This is a genomic window from Kitasatospora sp. NPDC087271 (assembly GCF_044744605.1).
Lineage (GTDB): Bacteria > Actinomycetota > Actinomycetes > Streptomycetales > Streptomycetaceae > Kitasatospora.
In genome coordinates this window covers 151,360-168,307 of sequence record NZ_JBIUYQ010000013.1, presented here as the reverse complement: position 1 = coordinate 168,307, position 16,948 = coordinate 151,360, and the positions used below count along the sequence as shown (strand labels likewise).

Here is a 16,948-nt window from a genome sequence, read left to right as displayed (position 1 = left end):
GCGGGGACGGACGCCATTGTCCGTTCCCGCCCGGCCGTTGTTACGTACGCCGGTTCTCCTGCGCCGAGCTCCGGTGTACGCCCTCCCGACGGGGAGGGAAGCGGTCAGTCCGGCCCGCGGCCGAGGAGGGGATGCCTACCCTCTCTCAGCGCGGGTCGCTGCCCGCCGTCTCGATGGCGGCGCGGCCTGCCTCCAGGCGCGCCACCGGGATCCGGAAGGGGGAGCAGGAGACGTAGTCCAGCCCCACCTCGTGGAAGAAGTGGACCGAGTCCGGGTCGCCGCCGTGCTCGCCGCAGACGCCGAGCTTGAGGTCGGGGCGGGTGGCCCGGCCGGCCTCGACGGCGTGCTTGACGAGCGCGCCGACGCCGTCGCGGTCGATGGTCTCGAACGGGGAGACCCCGAAGATGCCCTTCTCCAGGTACGCGGTGAAGAACGAGGCCTCCACGTCGTCCCGGGAGAAGCCCCACACGGTCTGGGTGAGGTCGTTGGTGCCGAAGGAGAAGAACTCGGCGGCCTCGGCGATCTGACCGGCGGTGACCGCGGCGCGCGGCAGCTCGATCATGGTGCCGAGCTTGATGTCCAGCTGCACGCCGGTGGACTGGGCGACCTCGGCGAGCACGCGCTCGCACTCGTCGCGGACCAGCTCCAGCTCCTGGACGGTGCCGACCAGCGGGATCATCACCTCGGGGCGCGGGTCCCCGCCGGCCAGCCGGCGCTCGGCGGCGGCCTCGGCGATGGCGCGGACCTGCATGCCGAACAGGCCGGGGATGACCAGGCCGAGGCGGACGCCGCGCAGGCCCAGCATCGGGTTCTGCTCGTGCAGCTTGTGCACCGCCTGGAGCAGGCGCAGATCGTTCTCGTTCGGGTCCTTGCGGGCCTCGGCGAGGGCGACGCGCACCGACAGCTCGGTGATGTCCGGCAGGAACTCGTGCAGCGGCGGGTCGAGCAGCCGGACGGTGACGGGCAGGCCGTCCATGGCCTGGAAGAGCTCCAGGAAGTCGCCCTTCTGCAGCGGCAGCAGGGTGGAGAGGGCGAGCTCGCGGTCCTTGTCGTTGTCCGCCAGGATCAGGTGCTCGACCTCCTTGCGGCGCTCCTCGCCGAGGAACATGTGCTCGGTGCGGCACAGGCCGATGCCCTGGGCCCCGTAGCGGCGGGCGCGCCCGCCGTCCTCGGCGTTGTCGGCGTTGGCGCGCACGGCGAGCCGGCGGCGGACGTCGGCGTGCGCCATCAGCCGGTGGACGGCCTGGACGAGCCCGCCCTGGACGTCGGCGCCGGCGTGCAGGGTGCCCTCGAAGTACTCGACGACGGGGGACGGCAGGACGGGGACCTCGCCGAGGTAGACCTTGCCGGTGGCGCCGTCGATGGAGACGACGTCGCCCTCCTCCAGCACCAGGCCGCCGGCGGTGGTCATCCGGCGGCGCTTGGTGTCGACCTCCAGCTCCTCGGCGCCGCAGACGCAGGTCTTGCCCATGCCGCGGGCGACGACGGCGGCGTGCGAGGTCTTGCCGCCGCGCGAGGTGAGGATGCCCTCGGCGGCGATCATGCCGTCCAGGTCGTCCGGGTTGGTCTCGCGGCGGACCAGGATGACCTTCTCGCCGGAACGGGACCACTTGACGGCGGTGTAGGAGTCGAACACGATCTTGCCGATGGCGGCACCGGGCGAGGCGGCGAGGCCCCAGGCGATCTGCTGGGACTCGGCGTTCGGGGCGAAGCGCGGGAACATCAGCTGCGAGAGCTGGCCGCCGGTGACCCGCATGAGGGCCTCGTCCAGGTCGATCAGGCCCTGGTCGACCAGCTGGACGGCGATCCGGAAGGCCGCGGCGGCGGTGCGCTTGCCGACGCGGGTCTGCAGCATCCAGAGCTTGCCGCGCTCGATGGTGAACTCGATGTCGCAGAGGTCGCGGTAGTGGTTCTCGAGCGTCTGCATGATCGTCATCAGCTCGTCGTACGACTTCTTGTCGAGCTTCTCCAGCTCGGCCAGCGGCAGGGTGTTGCGGATGCCGGCGACGACGTCCTCGCCCTGGGCGTTGGACAGGTAGTCGCCGTAGACGCCCTGGGCACCGGTGGAGGGGTCGCGGGTGAAGGCGACACCGGTGCCGGAGTCCTCGCCGAGGTTGCCGAAGACCATGCTGCAGACGTTGACCGCGGTGCCGAGGTCGTTCGGGATGCGCTCCTGCCGGCGGTACAGGCGGGCGCGGTCGCCGTTCCAGGAGTGGAAGACGGCGTGGATGGCGAGGTCCATCTGCGCGCGCGGGTCCTGCGGGAAGGCCCGGCCGGTCTCGCGCTCGACGATGCCCTTGAACACCTCGACGAGCGCCCGGAGGTCGGAAGCGTCCAGGTCCAGGTCGTTGGCGGTGCCCTTGGCGTGCTTGGCCTCGTCCAGGGCCTCCTCGAACAGCTCGCCGTCGACGCCCAGCACGGTCTTGCCGAACATCTGGACCAGGCGGCGGTAGGAGTCCCAGGCGAAGCGCTCGTTGCCGGACTGGGCGACGAGACCGACCACCGAGGCGTCCGAGAGGCCGATGTTCAGGACGGTGTCCATCATGCCGGGCATGGAGAACTTCGCGCCCGAGCGCACCGACACCAGCAGCGGGTTGTCGGGCTGGCCGAGCTTCTTGCCCATCTCCTGCTCGAGCGCGTCCAGGTGGGCGCTGATCTCCTGGTGCAGCGAGGCCGGCTCGCTGCCGGTCTCCAGGAAGACCTTGCAGGCCTCGGTGGTGATGGTGAACCCCGGAGGGACGGGGAGGCCAAGGTTGGTCATCTCGGCCAGGTTCGCGCCCTTGCCGCCGAGAAGGTCCTTGAGGTCCTTGTTTCCTTCAGTGAAGGAGTAAACAAACTTCTGCTGGGACGGCACGGGTCGGTCTCCTCGTACGCGGTTGCCCTGACGCCGGAGAACATACCCATTTCGAAGGTTCTTCTCTGCCCCGAATGGGCCGTACGAGGCCGGTACCCGGGGGTAACCCGATAGATCGAATGCACATAAAGGCGTTCACCTCTGTTGGTGAAATCGTCCGGATGACGCTAGCCAACCTTCAAGTCTTGAACGAATAGAAACACGAAGATCGCATGATTCGGACGCTGGGTAGCGGTCGCGGGTCGCCCGCGTTGCCCCGGCTTGATTTCCTGCACTCGGATCGGCCGATCACCGGCCCACCGGCTTCGGGAAGCGATTCACAGTCGACCTGTCCATTTCGTCCACTGACCCGCCGTCAGGCGCCACCGCATGTGGCAAGCGTCACCAGCGCATCTCACCGGTCGAACGTAGTCCACCTCCGCCGATCGTCGCACTCCGTCCAGAAACGTGCCCGTTCCGTGACATCGGATCGCCAAAAAGGAGCCCTCCTGTCCAGATTGGACAAGAGGGCTGGGACCGAGTGGCGATCGGCCCCCGGGGGACGATTTCGCCACTATGGACAGGTCATCCGCCAGAGGTGTCCGATTCGGCATCCGCCCCCGGTCGGGCGCAGTCGTACGGATCGTCCAACCAGCCCTCGGGCAGCACCACCCGGTTGTTGCCGGCGGTACGCCCGCGCGGCCCGTCCGCACCCGCCGGCCAGGCCTGGGACTGCTCCACCAGGGCGAGGGTTCCGGCCAGCTCGACCAGGGAGGAGGAGTTGGCGAGCTTCACCCGCAGCTCCGAGCCGACCGAGAAGCCCTTGGTGTACCAGGCGACGTGCTTGCGGAAGTCGATCACGCCGCGCGCCTCGTCGCCGATCCACTCGCCGAGCAGCTGCGCGTGCCGCACCATGGCCCGCGCCACGTAGCCGAAGTCCGGACGGGCGTAGTCGACCTCGCCCTCGAAGATCGAGACCAGGTCCCTGAACAGCCACGGCCGGCCCAGGCAGCCGCGGCCCACCACGACGCCGTCGCAGCCGGTCTCCCGCATCATCCGCAGCGCGTCGTCCGCCGACCAGATGTCCCCGTTGCCCAGCACCGGGACGTGCGCCGGAACGGACTCGCGCAGCCGGGCGATCGCCGACCAGTCGGCCGTCCCGCCGTAGTGCTGGGCGGCGGTGCGCCCGTGCAGGGCGATCGCGGCCACGCCCTCCTCGGCGCCGATCCGGCCGGCGTCCAGGTAGGTGAGGTGGTCGTCGTCGATGCCCTTGCGCATCTTCATGGTGACCGGCAGGTCGCCCGCGTTGGCCACGGCCTCGCGCAGGATCTCGCGCAGCAGGTTGCGCTTGTACGGCAGCGCCGAGCCGCCGCCCTTGCGGGTCACCTTGGGGACGGGGCAGCCGAAGTTGAGGTCGATGTGGTCGGCCAGGCCCTCGTCCGCGATCATCCGGGCGGCCTTGCCGACCGTCACCGGGTCCACGCCGTACAGCTGGATCGAGCGCGGCTTCTCGCTGGCGTCGAACTTGATCAGCTGCATGGTCTTGGCATTGCGCTCGACCAGGGCCCGGGTGGTGATCATCTCGGAGACGTACAGGCCCTTGCCGCCGCTCTGCTCGCGGCAGAGCGTGCGGAACGGCGCGTTGGTGATGCCGGCCATCGGCGCCAGCACGACGGGCGGCCACACCCGGATCGGGCCGATGTCCAGCGGCGCGAACTCGGCGTCGGGCGCGGTGGGTGCGGGCGTGGCAGTCATGCGCGGCTGACCTCGGGGCAGGGGAACGGGACTCTCCATTGTCCCCCACTCGGGTCGGCCCCTGTTTCCGGGCCGCTCCGGGCCTCCCCAGGGCCCTCCGGGCCTCTCTAGGCCGGGTCGATCGTGATCGAGCCCGAGGTGACCGAGCCGTGGATCCGGTTCGGACTGGCCGGGTCCGCCAGGCTCGGGTCGATGTGGCGGCTGCCGCTGCCGACCTCGCCGCTGAAGGCGTAGTGGGAGTCCTGCGGCAGGGCCAGCTTCACCGAGCCCGACCCGCTCCTGGTGTCCACCGACCGCGGCGCCCTGGAGAAGGCCAGGTCGACCGCCCCCGAGGTGGTCTCCGCGTACACCTGCTCCGAGCTCAGGCCGGTGCCCTGCACCATCCCGGAGGTGGCGTGCGCGTACACCTGCCCGGACGTGCCGGTCAGTTTCAGCTCGCCCGAGGTGAGGTCCATCCGGACGCCGCCGCTCAGGCCGTCCACCTCGACGCTGCCCGAGCTCACCTGCCCCGACACGTCGGTACCGGCCGGCACCTCCAGCTCGATCTGGGCACCGCAGCCGAAGTCGGCGAACGGCAGGAACTTCCGGCACTCCATGCCGACCGTGAGCACGTCGCCGTCGAAGGTGGTCGACACCGACGGCTTGCGCACCATCCAGTCCAGGTTCTGCCGGACCACCACCCGGCCGTCGCGGCCCGCCCTGATCCGCACCGAGGCGCTGCCGGTGTCCAGCCGGAGCTTGTGGATGACGACGTTGTACGGCTGCGTCGAGGTCGTCTGCTGCTGCACCACCATCGCCCAGGTCTGCATCCCGGCGCCGATCATGACGACCGCGATCGCGAGCGTGCCGGTGGTCCGCCAGGCCTTCCGCCCCCACGCCTTCGTCGGTCCGCCCACGGCTACCCGACCTCCAGGAACCGCAGCACCGCCAGCACCCGGCGGTGGCTGTCGTCGGCCGGCGGCAGGTCGAGCTTGGTGAAGATCGAGTTGATGTGCTTGGCCACCGCGCTGTCGCTGACCACCAGGGCGGCCGCGATCGCGGCGTTGGAGCGGCCCTCCGCCATCAGGCCGAGCACGTCCCGCTCGCGCGGGGTCAGCTTCTCCAGCGGGTCCCGGTGGCGGCGCACCAGCAGCTGGGCCACCACCTCCGGGTCCAGCGCGGTGCCGCCCGCGGCGACCCGCTGCAGCGCCTCCACGAAGTCGTCCACGTTGGCCACCCGCTGCTTGAGCAGGTAGCCGACGCCGCTGGTGTTGGTGGCCAGCAGGTCGGCGGCGTAGCGCTCCTCCACGTACTGGGAGAGCAGCAGCACGGCGACCTCCGGCCACTGCCGGCGGATCATCAGCGCGGCCTTCACACCCTCGTCGGTGAAGCCCGGAGGCATCCGGACGTCCGCCACCACCACCTTCGGGCGGTGCTCCTCGACGGCCGCCAGCAACTCGGTGGCGTCCCCGACGGCCGCGGCGACCTCGAAGCCCACCGCCTCCAGGACCTTGACCAGGCCGACCCTCAGCAGGACCGAGTCCTCGGCGATCACAGCGCGCACGGCAACTCCACGGTGATGGTGGTGGGGCCCCCGAGGGGGCTGAGAACGGACAGTGTGCCGTCGACCGAGGCGGCGCGCTTGCGCAGGCCGGTCAGCCCGGTGCCGCGCGAGGCGTCCGCGCCGCCCACGCCGTCGTCGCTGATGACCAGGCGCAGCCGGCCGCCGACCGTCCGCACCGAGAGGTCGACCCGCTGGGCGCGGGCGTGCTTGGCCACGTTGGTCAGGGCCTCGGAGACGGTGAAGTAGGCGACCGCCTCGACGGTCGGGGCGACCGGCTCGGCGAGGTGGACGTCCAGGCGCACCGGCAGCGGGGCGCGGGCCGCGATGCCGGACAGCGCCGCGTCCAGGCCGCGGTCCTCCAGGACCGCCGGGTGCAGGCCGCGGACCAGGTCGCGCAGCTCGTCGATGGCCGCCTGCGCCTCCTCGTGCGCGTCCACGATCACCTGCATGACCTCGGGCGGGACGTCCTTGAGGGTGCGCCGGGCCAGGCCCAGGTTCATCGCGAGGGAGGTCAGGCGCTGCTGGGCACCGTCGTGCAGGTCCCGCTCGATCCGGCGGCGCTCGGCGTCCACCACGTCGACCAGCCCGGCCCGGCTCTCGGCGATCTCCTCGACCCGCCGCTCCAGCGCCTCCGCCCGGTTGGGGCCGAGCAGCAACTGGGCCGTGCGCACCTCCAGCCAGGCCGCCAGCGCCGCCAGCCAGGGCATCACGGCCAGCAGCAGCACCCCGGCGACCGTGATCACCACGTCCAGCCCGGCCAGCTCCGAGCGCAGCGGGCTGCCGACGGGCATCAGCCAGACCCAGCCGTACACGCTGGCCATCACCACGCCGGCGCCCCAGGCGTACAGCACCACCAGCGCGCCCGCCGCCAGCAGCGGGCCGGCCAGCAGGTGGTGGACGCTCTGGCGCCAGGTCAGCCCCAGCAGCAGCCGGCCCGGCAGCCAGGCCCACGGCTCGCCCGGGCGCGGCGGCGACACCTCCACCCCCCGCAGGGCGCGCAGCCGGCCGCGCTGGGCGGCGGTGAGCGGGCGCGTGCAGATGAGGACCAGGGCCGTCATCGGGAAGAGCAGCTTGGACTCGGTGACGGCCAGCCAGACCGGCAGGGCCATCGGGAGGCCGGCGGCTATGAAGCGGGTGTCCCGCCAGGCCTCGGGCGACCACGGGGGGCGCCGAAGGCTCCTGACGAGCGCTCGGCGCAACGTGGTGGAGGGCATGACCGACAGCGTAGGGCGCGATGATCAACGGCCACCATGAAGGGGGGCTCACGGTCGGGGTGTATCTAGGTACACCCCGGATTCGGAGCGCGGCACCACCGACAGCGGCCCATGATCGACGGGAAGCTGGACGGCATGACGAGCACCGCATCGCACTCCGCCACCCCGCCGCCCCGGCGGCCCGTCCCCGGGAGCGACGGGGGTGTTCCCGGGGACGCGCTCCGCCGGACGGCGGGGCCGGAGGGGACGCTGCCGGTCGGGGCCGGGCCCTGGTCGGTCCGCAGCCTGGTCGGCCGCCGCGGCCGGGCCGCGCTGGAGGTGTACCAGGACGGCGAGTTGGCCGATGTCCTGGTCGCCGCCCGGCTCACCCCGCAGCTGCTGCGCGGTGCTCGGCGCAGCCCGGCGGGCGGGCGGGCGCACCACGTGCTCGCCTGGGGCCGGCTGGCGGCCGACGGGGGTGCGCCCGCGGTGGCGTTCACCGCCGGGCGGCTGGCCGGGCCGCTCCGGTCCGTGCGGTCGCTCGGGTCCGTGCGGTCGTTCCCGTCCGTGCGGTCGCTCGGGTCCGTGCGGTCGCTCTGGTCGGCCGGGCCGTTCCGGTTCGAGCGACCGGCCGTCGGCGCCGAGGTGGTCACGGTCGCCGGGCGGTTCTGGCTCGCCTGGGCCGAGGGCCCGTACGCCGGGGTGCTGGTCCGGCACCCCGGCGGGGACACCACCGAGCGGCAGCCGCTGGAGCGGGTGCGGCGCCGGGGCGAGGCCGCGGTCGTCGGAGGGGCCGCATGAGCACCGCCGTCCTCGCCGGCCGCCCGGCCGCCGCCCTCGTCCTGCCCGCCCGCTTCGAGCGGGTGCCGGTCGTGGCCGCCGTCGCGCTGCTGCCCTGGCTCGCGGTCCTCGCCGCCTGCCACGAGACCCCGTGGGTGGTGCTCGACCTGCTGGAGTTCTCCGCGCTGCTCTCGCTCGACGCCCTGCTGCGCCGGCGCAGCGCCGCCGCCGGCTGGGCCGGCGGAGTGGTGGCCCTGCTGCTCGCGGGGGACGCGCTGGCCGACATCGCCTGCGCCGGCCCGGGCCACGCGGTGCTCGCCGCCCTGGTGATGGCGCTCGGCGTCGAACTGCCGCTCGCGGTGGTGTGCGTGCTGCTCGGGCGTGCCGTCCTCACCCCCCGCTAGAAGCCGTCGGGCAGGGCTAGAAGCTGCTGGGCAACCGGTTCATCAGCGCGCGGGTCTCCTCGTCCAGCGGGGTGTACGTGATCATCCGCGTCCCGAGTCGGGGGCCGAGCCAGAAGCTGGTGTACTCGCAGCGCAGCAGCCCGACGCCCGGCACCTGGAACCGCTTGATCCCGTTGCTGGGCCCCATCACCTCGTGCCGCTGCCAGACCTCCGCGAAGTCCGGCGAGGTCTTGAGCAGCCGGGCCAGCAGTGCCTTCCAGGCGGGCTCCGCGCTGTGGTCGGCCATCGCGGCACGGAACCGGGCCACCATGCCGAGGCGTTCGGTCCGGTAGTCGATCAGCACCTCGCGGAACCGCGAGGGGGTGAACGCCATCCACATCAAGTTGCGGTCCTCGGAAGGAAGTTCGTTGAGATCGCCGACGATCGCGGTGTACTGGGCGTTGTACGCGAGCACGTCGTAGCGGGGGTTGACGGCCACGGCCGGGTACGGCGCCATCTGCTCCAGCACCAGCCGCACGCTCTGGGTGACCGAGGGGCACTCCTTCACCGGCGCCGGATCCTCCGCGCCGGCCAGGGTGAACAGGTGCGCGCGCTCGCTCGGGTCCAGCAGCAGGGCGCGGGAGACCGCGTCCAGCACCTGGGTGGACACCTGGATGTCGCGTCCCTGCTCCAACCACGTGTACCAGGTCACCCCGACGGCGGCGAGCTGCGCGACCTCCTCGCGGCGCAGCCCCGGCGTGCGGCGGCGGCCGGTCGGGGGCAGGCCCACCTGGTCGGGCGCGATCCGCTCGCGGCGGCTGCGCAGGAAGGCCGCCAGGTCGTGCCGGCGGGCGTCGTCGGGGGTGGTCCGGGCTTGCGCGACCGAGGCGGACCGGGCTTGCGCGGCCGGGGTGGTGAGGCTCATGGTTCCTAGCATGCGCCAGCCCGGAGCCTGTTGCCAGGTACTTCTTATACCTGGATAACCACACTCTGGTACCAGGGTACGGCCAGGCGGATCGTAGGACCCGTGACCCAACAACTCGCCGTCGCCCCCGACCCGGTCCGCACCGCCACCACCCCCGGCGCCGCGACCGCGACCGCCGCCCGCACCGCTGCCCCCTCCCTCGGCACCGCCGGGCTGGTCACCGTCCTGCTCGGGGCCTTCCTGCCGATGCTCGACTTCTTCATCGTCAACGTCGCGCTCCCCACCATCGACCACGACCTGGCCGCCGGGCCCGCCGTCCTCGAACTCGTCGCCGCCGGCTACGGCATCGCCTTCGCCGTCCTGCTCGTCCTCGGCGGGCGCCTCGGCGACATCTTCGGCCGCCGCCGGCTCTTCGTCGTCGGCGCCGCCACCTTCGCCCTCACCTCGCTCGCCTGCGGCCTCGCCCCCGGCGCCTGGACGCTGGTCGCCGCCCGCGCCGCCCAGGGCGCCTCCGCCGCGCTGCTGATCCCGCAGGTCCTCGGCACCATCACCGCCGCCACCGACGGCGCCCGGCGCGGCCGCGCCCTCAGCATCTACGGCGCCGTCGGCGGCATCTCCGTGGTGATCGGGCAGGTGCTCGGCGGCATGCTCGTCGCCGCCGACCTGTTCGGCACCGGCTGGCGCTCCGTCTTCCTGCTCAACGTGCCGTTCGCGCTGCTCGCCCTGGTCCTCGCCGTCCGCTACGTCCCGGAGAGCCGGGCCACCCAGGCCGCCCGGGTCGACGTGCCCGGCACCGTCCTGCTCACCGCCTCGCTGCTCGCCCTGCTCGTCCCGCTGATGGAGGGCCGCGCCGCCGGCTGGCCGCTCTGGTCCTGGGTGCTGCTCGGGCTGTTCCCCGTCCTCGCCGCCGCCTTCGTCCTGGTCGAACGCCGGGCGGAGCGGCGCGGCGCCACCCCGCTGGTGCCGCCGTCCCTGCTGCGCATCCCCGAGATGCGGCGCGGCCTCGGCATCGCCCTGCCCTACTTCGCCGGCTTCGGCGGCTTCATGTTCGTCATCGCCGTCGCCCTCCAGCAGGGCCTGCACCTCGGTCCGGTCGCGGCCGGCTGGGCGCTCGTCCCGATGGCCGTCGGCTACTTCACCGCCTCGCTCTCCGGCCCCCGCCTGATCGGCCGCTACGGCAGCCGGGTACTGAGCGCGGGCGCCGTCATCCAGGCCGCCGGCCTGGCCACCCTCGCCGTCACCGTCCTCGCCGACTGGTCGCACTTCTCCCCGCTGCGGATGGCGCCCGGCGTCGCCCTCGCCGGCATCGGACAGGGCCTGATCGGCACCCCGCTGTTCCGCGTCGTCCTCGCCAAGGTGCCCGCCGCCCGGGCCGGCGTCGGCAGCGGCGTCCTGGCCACCGGCCAGCAGTCCAGCCTCGCCCTCGGCGTCGCCACCCTCGGCACCCTCTACCTGTCGCTCTCCCCCAGCCTCGGCATGGACCGCGCCCTCGCCCTCTGCCTGGGCCTCCAGCTCATCGGCTCCTTCGTCATCCTGTACCTGACCACCCGCCTCCCCCGCTCCATCGGCTGAGCCGACCGGCCCCACGGGCCACGGCGACGGCAACGGCCCCGCGATCGACACCCGATCGCGGGGCCGCCGCCACGTCGCGCCAAGGTCCTGCACCGCCCGGGCACCGGCGGACCCGCCCTCACCTGCGACACCCCGGCCAGCACCACCGACGCCGAAGAGCAACCCGCCGCCTGGGCCGCCCACCCCGGTTCGGCGTCCGCCGACCGGCTCCGGGCGCTCTCTAGACGTCGAGCGAGCCGACGAAGCGGTCCAGCCGCGAGACGACCTGCCGCAGCACCCCGGCCGACCCCACGGGATCATCCGCCAGCTCAAGGGAGTGATCCGCCGAGGGCACTTCCAGGACCTCGTGCCCCACCGACCCGGCGACCTGTCGATCCCACAGCTGGTCGGCGCTCCCGCCGACCAGGAGCGTCGGTGCTTCGGATCGGCGCAGCGAGCGGGCCACCTGGTCGAGGGTCAGGACGGGCGTCAGCCAGGCCGCCGCCATCCCCCGATCGGCTGCGATGCCACAGGCGAGCGAGCCCAAGGACTTGCCGACCAGGAGACCGCAGGCCCCCTCCTCCGCGGCGACGGCCCGGCCGACCTGCCGCTCGACCCATGCGATCCGGTCGTCCACGGTGAACCGGGAGAAGTCACCCGGGACCTGCCACCACAACTCCTGCACCGTCCAGCCGTGTTGGAGGAGCACGGCGCGGGCGAAGTGGAGCAACGGCCTGGCGGGCGAGTAACCGACTCCGGGAATGACGAGTGCGACACGGGCAGGGTCACCGTCGAAACGATTCGGGACCGCGAAGGGTGAGGGATCAGGCATGCCGGCAGGCTACCCAGCGGTCGGGTCGACGGCCCCGGTCAGCGGCCGATGAAGTTCTTGTCGATGAGCAGTTGCAGGACGTCGGTGTGGAAGTCGGGGAAGTCCATCGGGACGATGCCGAAGTGGGCGGCCTGTTGGCGGCGGGCGTTCAGGTAGTCGCGGACGGGGGGCATGATGGCGGCCGCGTTGACCTTGGGCCAGCCGCCGTTGGCGTAGCTCGTGAAGTTCACGTACATCCGCGGGGAGCCCTGGTCGAGGAAGGCATGGTCGAACCAGTCGACGACGGCCTGGGACTTGGCGGCGAGGCTGATGCCCTGGAAGGTGTCCTGGGTCGCGAACCAGGTGTTGGTGCCACTGGACCACTGGATGACGGACCACGGGTTGGCGAAGTCGGCGGCGAGGACGACGCGGCCGCGGGCCTGGCCGAGGGTGGGCCACGAGGGGTCGGTCCAGAACAGGCCCCGGTAGCCGAGGCCGTCCAGGTAGTGGTTGATCCGGCGCTGGAACTCGGTGTCGTCGAGCCGGTTCCCGCCCGCGTACTCGTTCCTGACCCGCATGACCAGGGCCTCGCGCGGGTTGGCGGCGAGGAAGGAGCGGCACTGGTCGAGGACGTCCTGGAGCCGGACGTACTGGTAGTTGTCGCTGTGGTAGATGCCGAGTTCGTCAGCCGTCCCCGCGAGTCCGTTGCAGCGGATGTCGAGGAAGCGGATGCCGCGCTGGAGTTGCTCGGGCAGGCCCCAGTTCTGGGTGTGGGACCACTCGGTGCCGTGCATCGGGTCGGTGCAGCAGGAGTCGTGGGTGCCGGGGATCGTCAGGGCGGTCAGCGGCGTGGCGTCGCCCAGGGCGCTCATCCAGGCGGACGGGCTGACGGCTGCGGCGGCGGCGGACGGGCTGAACGCGGCGGCGGCCAGGAGGGCGCCGCCGGCACCGGCTCCCCAGCGCAGGACGTCACGACGGGTGGGGCTCATGCGGACTCCTCACATCGACATCTGGAAGGGGGAGTTGTCATGCCCCCTCCCCGATCTGCTCGATGGGACGGGCCCCGAAACCCGTGGCGCGCGGCACGAGAAGTCGGTCTGGTCGACTTCTCGTGCGGCGGGTCAGGTGGAACTGACCCTTCCGTGGAGATGGTTCGTCATGGGACGATCCAGGACCGGGGGAAAGGTGAGACCTCATGACCTTCGCCATCGCGTTCCTGGTCTCACTCGTGGCCGCCATCATCGGCACGACCGTCCTCCTGGGCCGCCGAGAGCGGGCCCGCAGCGGCCACTCGGACGACACCGAGGGGCTGCTGATCGAACACCAGCGAACCGCGCACGCCGCCCAACTGCGCGGGACCTACTCCAGCCAGGCCGTCCACCACGGCACCGGACTGATCAGCGACGACCTGCACAAGCACTACTCCTAGGCCTCAGCGCACGACGGGGGTGCGGCCGCTGCGCCAGTCGGCGAGGCGCTTGCGGATGCTCGGCACCATGGGCAGGCCGTCGGCATCGGCTGGGGAGAACCAGCCGACCTCGAACGACTCGCCGGAGACTCGGAGTTCGCCACCCAGCGGCTCACCGAGCAAGCAAATGGAGAACTCCTGCCGCACCTCGCCGTCGTCATAGGCGAAAACATGGCCAGGGTCGGTGTAGGTGCCCACAATGCCGGTGATGACGACGTCGATACCGGTCTCCTCACGGGTTTCGCGGACGCCGCAGTCCGCGAGGGACTCCCCGAGCTCCATCTTTCCGCCGGGCAAGGCCCACATGCCGTTGTCGGTACGACGCTGAAGGAGTACGCGGCCATCGCCGTCGACCACGACGACAGAGGCCGCCGGCACCAGGCTGTTTGCCTTCGGCGCATGCGGGTCGTTCTCGAAATCACGCCTGGCCATGCGCAGCCACCTCCCAGATGCTTCGACCTCGGCTCCACAACTCTTCGACATGATCCGCGAATCGGTCGAACATGCCATCCGACTGGGTGCGTCGAAGATGGAACATGGGCGAGTCGTGGCCGACCCTGCGGGCAAGGATCGGAGTCACCAGCATCTCGTCATCGAGCCGGAAGACAGACAGGTTCACATGCCCGGTCTCGAACCGACCCTCGACGTTCGAGACATCTCGCAATCGCTCCAACTCGCTGATGGTCACAGCGATCCGTGTAGCCAGCGTGAGGGGAACGCCCTCCTCAAACTCACGGGCTCTCGTCACTGGACTGTCAGGATCACCGATGAGGAATCTCACACGACAGCCCCCCTGAGCCTTCCGCCGCAACACACCGGCAAGGTTCGCCTGCTCAAGCCACAGGAAGTAGTTGGTGTAGCCGGCGAACGTCAACTCACGCTCGGCCTTGGTAATCAGCCATCGGATCGTGATCGAGTGATGACACAGCGCGATCATTGCCGGTCAGTCGATTGCCATATTTCCGGACAGTCTCGTCACGCAAGGAAATCCGAACGCCATGGCTTCCATGATCAGAAAAATCACCGCCGAGGACCGCCGCGAGGCCGCCGACGCCCTCGACGACCTCAAGGCGACCCTCGCCTACGCCGGTACCCAACTCCCCTCCCCCGGAATCGACTGGGCGTGCGCCTCCGTCACCGGCATCGTCCTGATCGACCTCGGCGCCGCCCCGACCTCCGTAGTCGTCCAGATCGTCGACGTGCTCCGCGCCGGCGTCCGCGCCCGTCGCGAGCAGGCCGACCAGCAGCCGTGGCACCCCTCCGTCGGTGCGACCGTCACGCTCAACGCGGCGGGCGGCGTGCCCCTCGCCGCCAAAGTCGTGGGTGCGAACGGGAAGTTGGTCACCGTGCGGCTCGACAGCTGGCTCACCCCGTGACGGCCGCCACCCCCACCGCCCCCGACGCCGCTCTCGTCCACGACAGCCGCACCGGGCGACTCGGCGTCGTCATGGACCTCGTCGCCGGCCTCCTCCACCTCCGCCCTCCCCATGGCGGCGTCGAGTGGACGGCCCGACCCGAGGACATCGGCCCGCCGCCCCCGCAGAACTCGTGGCGCTACCGACCCGCCCCCACCCCGACCCGCCCCCACCCCGCCCTGGTCGCCGCCGCAGCGTTCTCCATCGCGACCGGGGCGGGCGCAGGGGCACTCGCCTCCCGCCCGCTTCGCCACAGCGACCCCGGCATGGCGAACCTCTTCTTCCTCCTCGTACTCTGCGTTGTCACCGTGCTGGTCAACTCCGCACTCAGCAAGGCGATCCAGCACAGACGTACACACCCGCCCCAGGAGGGAGAACCGTGACCCCGGACACCGCCGCCGCGCGCCGAACACTCGCCGACCGGCTTGAGGCGGACGGCGCCCTGACCAGCCCGGCACTGCGCGCCGCCGTGGAGGCCGTGCCCCGGGAGCCGTTCCTGCGGCCCGGGGTGTTCGTGCCCGCCGGGCGCCGTTGGCGGCCGGTGACCGAGCTCGGCGCCGACCCCACCGAGTGGGTCGAACTCGCGCACTGCAACCGGTCGTTGGTCACCCAGCTCAACGGGCAGCTGGCCGCCGACCAGGTCTCCGCACCCGTCCGGGGCTTCCCCACCGCTTCCACCACCGCCCCGGCCGCCACCGTCCGCATGATCGACGCCCTGGGCGCCGAGGACGGGCACACCGTGCTGGAGATCGGCGCCGGCACGGGCTACTCGACCGCACTGCTCCACCACCTCGTCGGCGAGCGCAACGTCACCACCGCCGAGGGCGACCCCGAGGTCACGCACGACCGGGTGATCGCCACCCACGCGGTGCGCCGTATCCCCCACGCCTGGGTCCGACGGACCAGGCCCGGCGGCACGATCCTGGCCACGGTCGGCACCTGGCCCGAGGGCGCCGGCCTGGCCAGGGTCACCGTCCACGCGGACGGCACCGCCGACGGCCGGATCATCGGCCGCTCCGCCCTCCCTCCCGTCCGGCCCGATCGCCCGGCGCCCCCGGTCGGCAACCTCACGGCCTGGGCGGCAGCCGCCGAGCCGAAGCGACTGGCGCACGTCTCCCCCACCCTCCTCAACGAATCGACACCGGCCCTCCTCACCCAACTCGCCTTCCCCGGCGCCCAGTTCACCGTATCGATCGGGGAGGATCTGGAGTCGATCTACTGCCTGTCCACCCCCGGATCCGTCGCCGAGGTCGCCGACGACACCTACGGCTGGGCGGTCCACCAGAGCGGCCCGGTCCCCCTGTGGGACGAGGTCGAGCGGGTCCTCACCGCCTGGCAGGAGGCCGGGCGCCCCGACCTCACCGCCGTCCGCCTGCGGATCACCGACCGGGCGACCCACTACTGGGTCGACGGCCACCCCGCCCTCCGCTGGGAGCACACCACTACCTGACGGCTCGACAGAACACCTCCGGGAATCGGGTGATCTCGGGACGGCAGGGCCAACCGATGGAATGCTGTGGCTCGGTCCGACCACCGCAACCACCCGGGGAGTCACCCATGCCACTGTTCGGCAGCCGCAAGAACCTTCCGAGGCCGCTGTGCGACGAGCACGGCCCGTGCCAGGCGCTGGCGACGATCTCGGTCTTCGAGGTCCGGGACCGGCTGCGGCTCCTGATCACCAGGAGCCGCGGCCTGGGGCCCGATCCGATGGCGCGGCAGATCGACGACGAGCTGTCGGTCGTCCTCTGCGTGGACGCCGGCAAGCGGGCCGGCAAGACCGAAGCCCTGTCGATAGCCGAACACGCCGCCGACCAGTGGAGCATCAGCCGGGCCGAGCTGTGGGAGCGGGCCTTCGCGAACCTGGCCACCGAGCAGCTCAACCGGCAGGTCTTCGACGCGTCCAACGGCGACACCATCCACACCGTCAACGGCATGGGGGCCTGGCCCGGAGCCGCCCACGCGCTGCGCCTGGAGAACGCCCTGGGAGGGGGCGTCGAGCTGCCCAACGGGGCCCTGGTCGCCCTGCCGACGAACAACGCGCTCTGCGCCGTGCCGATCCGCACCAGCCTGTCGCTGAACGCCATCCGCTTCCTGATCGACCTGTCGAAGGAGCTCGCGGCCGGCGATCCGGCCCCGCTGACCCCGTCGCTCTTCTGGTACCGGGACGGCTGGATAGAGAACCTCAACGTCGGCTCGGACGGCTTGATGCGCGTGTCGCCCCGCTTCCGGGACATGGCGAACGCCCTGCCCGCCAACTGACCCGGCCGGCCACCGAGAACCCGCTGGCCCGA

General features: G+C 71.9%; 18 protein-coding genes. 8 read left to right on the top strand and 10 right to left on the bottom strand.

Annotated elements, in window-relative coordinates:
* Positions 1-145: 145 nt before the first annotated feature.
* From ppdK to ACIO9K_RS22645, 5 genes are all read right to left on the bottom strand, one after another.
* Positions 146-2,854, bottom strand: a complete 2,709-nt coding sequence (gene ppdK / locus ACIO9K_RS22665) for a pyruvate, phosphate dikinase (RefSeq protein ID WP_363586332.1) — start codon at positions 2,852-2,854, stop codon at positions 146-148.
* Positions 2,855-3,418: 564 nt separating this feature from the next.
* Positions 3,419-4,588, bottom strand: a complete 1,170-nt coding sequence (gene dusB / locus ACIO9K_RS22660) for a tRNA dihydrouridine synthase DusB (protein ID WP_363586333.1) — start codon at positions 4,586-4,588, stop codon at positions 3,419-3,421.
* Positions 4,589-4,695: 107 nt separating this feature from the next.
* Positions 4,696-5,484 carry a DUF4097 family beta strand repeat-containing protein gene (locus tag ACIO9K_RS22655; protein ID WP_363620328.1) on the bottom strand — a complete coding sequence of 263 codons (789 nt, stop codon included), beginning with the start codon at positions 5,482-5,484 and terminating at the stop codon, positions 4,696-4,698.
* A gap of 2 nt (positions 5,485-5,486) precedes the next feature.
* Positions 5,487-6,131, bottom strand: a complete 645-nt coding sequence (locus tag ACIO9K_RS22650; RefSeq protein WP_363620326.1) for a response regulator transcription factor — start codon at positions 6,129-6,131, stop codon at positions 5,487-5,489.
* Positions 6,119-7,345, bottom strand: coding sequence for a sensor histidine kinase (locus ACIO9K_RS22645; RefSeq protein WP_363620324.1), 1,227 nt, complete (start codon positions 7,343-7,345; stop codon positions 6,119-6,121). Before ACIO9K_RS22645 ends, ACIO9K_RS22650 begins: the two co-directional genes overlap by 13 nt.
* A 135-nt stretch (positions 7,346-7,480) precedes the next feature.
* On the opposite strand from ACIO9K_RS22645, the gene ACIO9K_RS22640 reads away from it, so the two are divergent.
* A complete protein-coding gene (locus tag ACIO9K_RS22640; RefSeq protein WP_400332407.1) occupies positions 7,481-8,125 on the top strand; it encodes a hypothetical protein in 645 nt (214 codons plus the stop codon).
* Entirely contained in the window at positions 8,122-8,508 is a 387-nt protein-coding gene (locus ACIO9K_RS22635; RefSeq protein ID WP_400332404.1) for a hypothetical protein, read from the top strand. Before ACIO9K_RS22640 ends, ACIO9K_RS22635 begins: the two co-directional genes overlap by 4 nt.
* A gap of 16 nt (positions 8,509-8,524) precedes the next feature.
* Here ACIO9K_RS22635 and ACIO9K_RS22630 read toward each other — a convergent pair whose 3' ends face one another.
* A complete protein-coding gene (locus tag ACIO9K_RS22630) occupies positions 8,525-9,412 on the bottom strand; it encodes a helix-turn-helix transcriptional regulator (protein WP_400332401.1) in 888 nt (295 codons plus the stop codon).
* A 102-nt stretch (positions 9,413-9,514) separates the two neighbouring features.
* On the opposite strand from ACIO9K_RS22630, the gene ACIO9K_RS22625 reads away from it, so the two are divergent.
* Positions 9,515-10,984 (top strand): MFS transporter, encoded by a 1,470-nt coding sequence (locus tag ACIO9K_RS22625; RefSeq protein ID WP_400332398.1) that lies wholly within the window; start codon positions 9,515-9,517, stop codon positions 10,982-10,984.
* Positions 10,985-11,204: 220 nt separating this feature from the next.
* Here ACIO9K_RS22625 and ACIO9K_RS22620 read toward each other — a convergent pair whose 3' ends face one another.
* Positions 11,205-11,795 (bottom strand): alpha/beta hydrolase, encoded by a 591-nt coding sequence (locus ACIO9K_RS22620; protein WP_363586340.1) that lies wholly within the window; start codon positions 11,793-11,795, stop codon positions 11,205-11,207.
* Positions 11,796-11,833: 38 nt separating this feature from the next.
* Positions 11,834-12,763 (bottom strand): phosphatidylinositol-specific phospholipase C, encoded by a 930-nt coding sequence (locus tag ACIO9K_RS22615; protein ID WP_400332395.1) that lies wholly within the window; start codon positions 12,761-12,763, stop codon positions 11,834-11,836.
* A gap of 206 nt (positions 12,764-12,969) precedes the next feature.
* Between ACIO9K_RS22615 and ACIO9K_RS22610 the strand changes: the two genes are divergently transcribed.
* Positions 12,970-13,203: a hypothetical protein gene (locus tag ACIO9K_RS22610; RefSeq protein ID WP_400332392.1), complete on the top strand. Its 234-nt coding sequence runs from the start codon at positions 12,970-12,972 to the stop codon at positions 13,201-13,203.
* A gap of 3 nt (positions 13,204-13,206) precedes the next feature.
* Here ACIO9K_RS22610 and ACIO9K_RS22605 read toward each other — a convergent pair whose 3' ends face one another.
* Positions 13,207-13,674: an NUDIX domain-containing protein gene (locus tag ACIO9K_RS22605; protein WP_363620312.1), complete on the bottom strand. Its 468-nt coding sequence runs from the start codon at positions 13,672-13,674 to the stop codon at positions 13,207-13,209.
* Positions 13,661-14,179 (bottom strand): DUF5919 domain-containing protein, encoded by a 519-nt coding sequence (locus ACIO9K_RS22600; RefSeq protein ID WP_400332389.1) that lies wholly within the window; start codon positions 14,177-14,179, stop codon positions 13,661-13,663. Before ACIO9K_RS22600 ends, ACIO9K_RS22605 begins: the two co-directional genes overlap by 14 nt.
* Positions 14,180-14,240: 61 nt before the next feature.
* Between ACIO9K_RS22600 and ACIO9K_RS22595 the strand changes: the two genes are divergently transcribed.
* The 4 genes from ACIO9K_RS22595 (at position 14,241) to ACIO9K_RS22580 (ending at position 16,916) form a co-directional block, all read left to right on the top strand.
* Positions 14,241-14,618: a hypothetical protein gene (locus ACIO9K_RS22595; protein WP_400332386.1), complete on the top strand. Its 378-nt coding sequence runs from the start codon at positions 14,241-14,243 to the stop codon at positions 14,616-14,618.
* Positions 14,615-15,040: a hypothetical protein gene (locus ACIO9K_RS22590; RefSeq protein WP_400332383.1), complete on the top strand. Its 426-nt coding sequence runs from the start codon at positions 14,615-14,617 to the stop codon at positions 15,038-15,040. Before ACIO9K_RS22595 ends, ACIO9K_RS22590 begins: the two co-directional genes overlap by 4 nt.
* Positions 15,037-16,107: a methyltransferase gene (locus ACIO9K_RS22585; RefSeq protein WP_400332380.1), complete on the top strand. Its 1,071-nt coding sequence runs from the start codon at positions 15,037-15,039 to the stop codon at positions 16,105-16,107. Before ACIO9K_RS22590 ends, ACIO9K_RS22585 begins: the two co-directional genes overlap by 4 nt.
* 107 nt (positions 16,108-16,214) lie before the next feature.
* Positions 16,215-16,916 (top strand): hypothetical protein, encoded by a 702-nt coding sequence (locus tag ACIO9K_RS22580; protein ID WP_363620303.1) that lies wholly within the window; start codon positions 16,215-16,217, stop codon positions 16,914-16,916.
* Positions 16,917-16,948 lie beyond the last annotated feature (32 nt).

Coding starts and splice junctions, on each gene's coding strand:
- ACIO9K_RS22610 (WP_400332392.1), top strand. CDS start 12,970: ATGACCTTCGCCATCGCGTTCCTGGTCTCACTCGTGGCCGCCATCATC.
- ACIO9K_RS22580 (WP_363620303.1), top strand. CDS start 16,215: ATGCCACTGTTCGGCAGCCGCAAGAACCTTCCGAGGCCGCTGTGCGAC.
- ACIO9K_RS22640 (WP_400332407.1), top strand. CDS start 7,481: ATGACGAGCACCGCATCGCACTCCGCCACCCCGCCGCCCCGGCGGCCC.
- ACIO9K_RS22630 (WP_400332401.1), bottom strand. CDS start 9,412: ATGAGCCTCACCACCCCGGCCGCGCAAGCCCGGTCCGCCTCGGTCGCG.
- ACIO9K_RS22595 (WP_400332386.1), top strand. CDS start 14,241: ATGGCTTCCATGATCAGAAAAATCACCGCCGAGGACCGCCGCGAGGCC.
- ACIO9K_RS22605 (WP_363620312.1), bottom strand. CDS start 13,674: ATGGCCAGGCGTGATTTCGAGAACGACCCGCATGCGCCGAAGGCAAAC.
- ACIO9K_RS22615 (WP_400332395.1), bottom strand. CDS start 12,763: ATGAGCCCCACCCGTCGTGACGTCCTGCGCTGGGGAGCCGGTGCCGGC.
- dusB (WP_363586333.1), bottom strand. CDS start 4,588: ATGACTGCCACGCCCGCACCCACCGCGCCCGACGCCGAGTTCGCGCCG.
- ACIO9K_RS22635 (WP_400332404.1), top strand. CDS start 8,122: ATGAGCACCGCCGTCCTCGCCGGCCGCCCGGCCGCCGCCCTCGTCCTG.
- ACIO9K_RS22620 (WP_363586340.1), bottom strand. CDS start 11,795: ATGCCTGATCCCTCACCCTTCGCGGTCCCGAATCGTTTCGACGGTGAC.
- ACIO9K_RS22645 (WP_363620324.1), bottom strand. CDS start 7,345: ATGCCCTCCACCACGTTGCGCCGAGCGCTCGTCAGGAGCCTTCGGCGC.
- ACIO9K_RS22600 (WP_400332389.1), bottom strand. CDS start 14,179: ATGATCGCGCTGTGTCATCACTCGATCACGATCCGATGGCTGATTACC.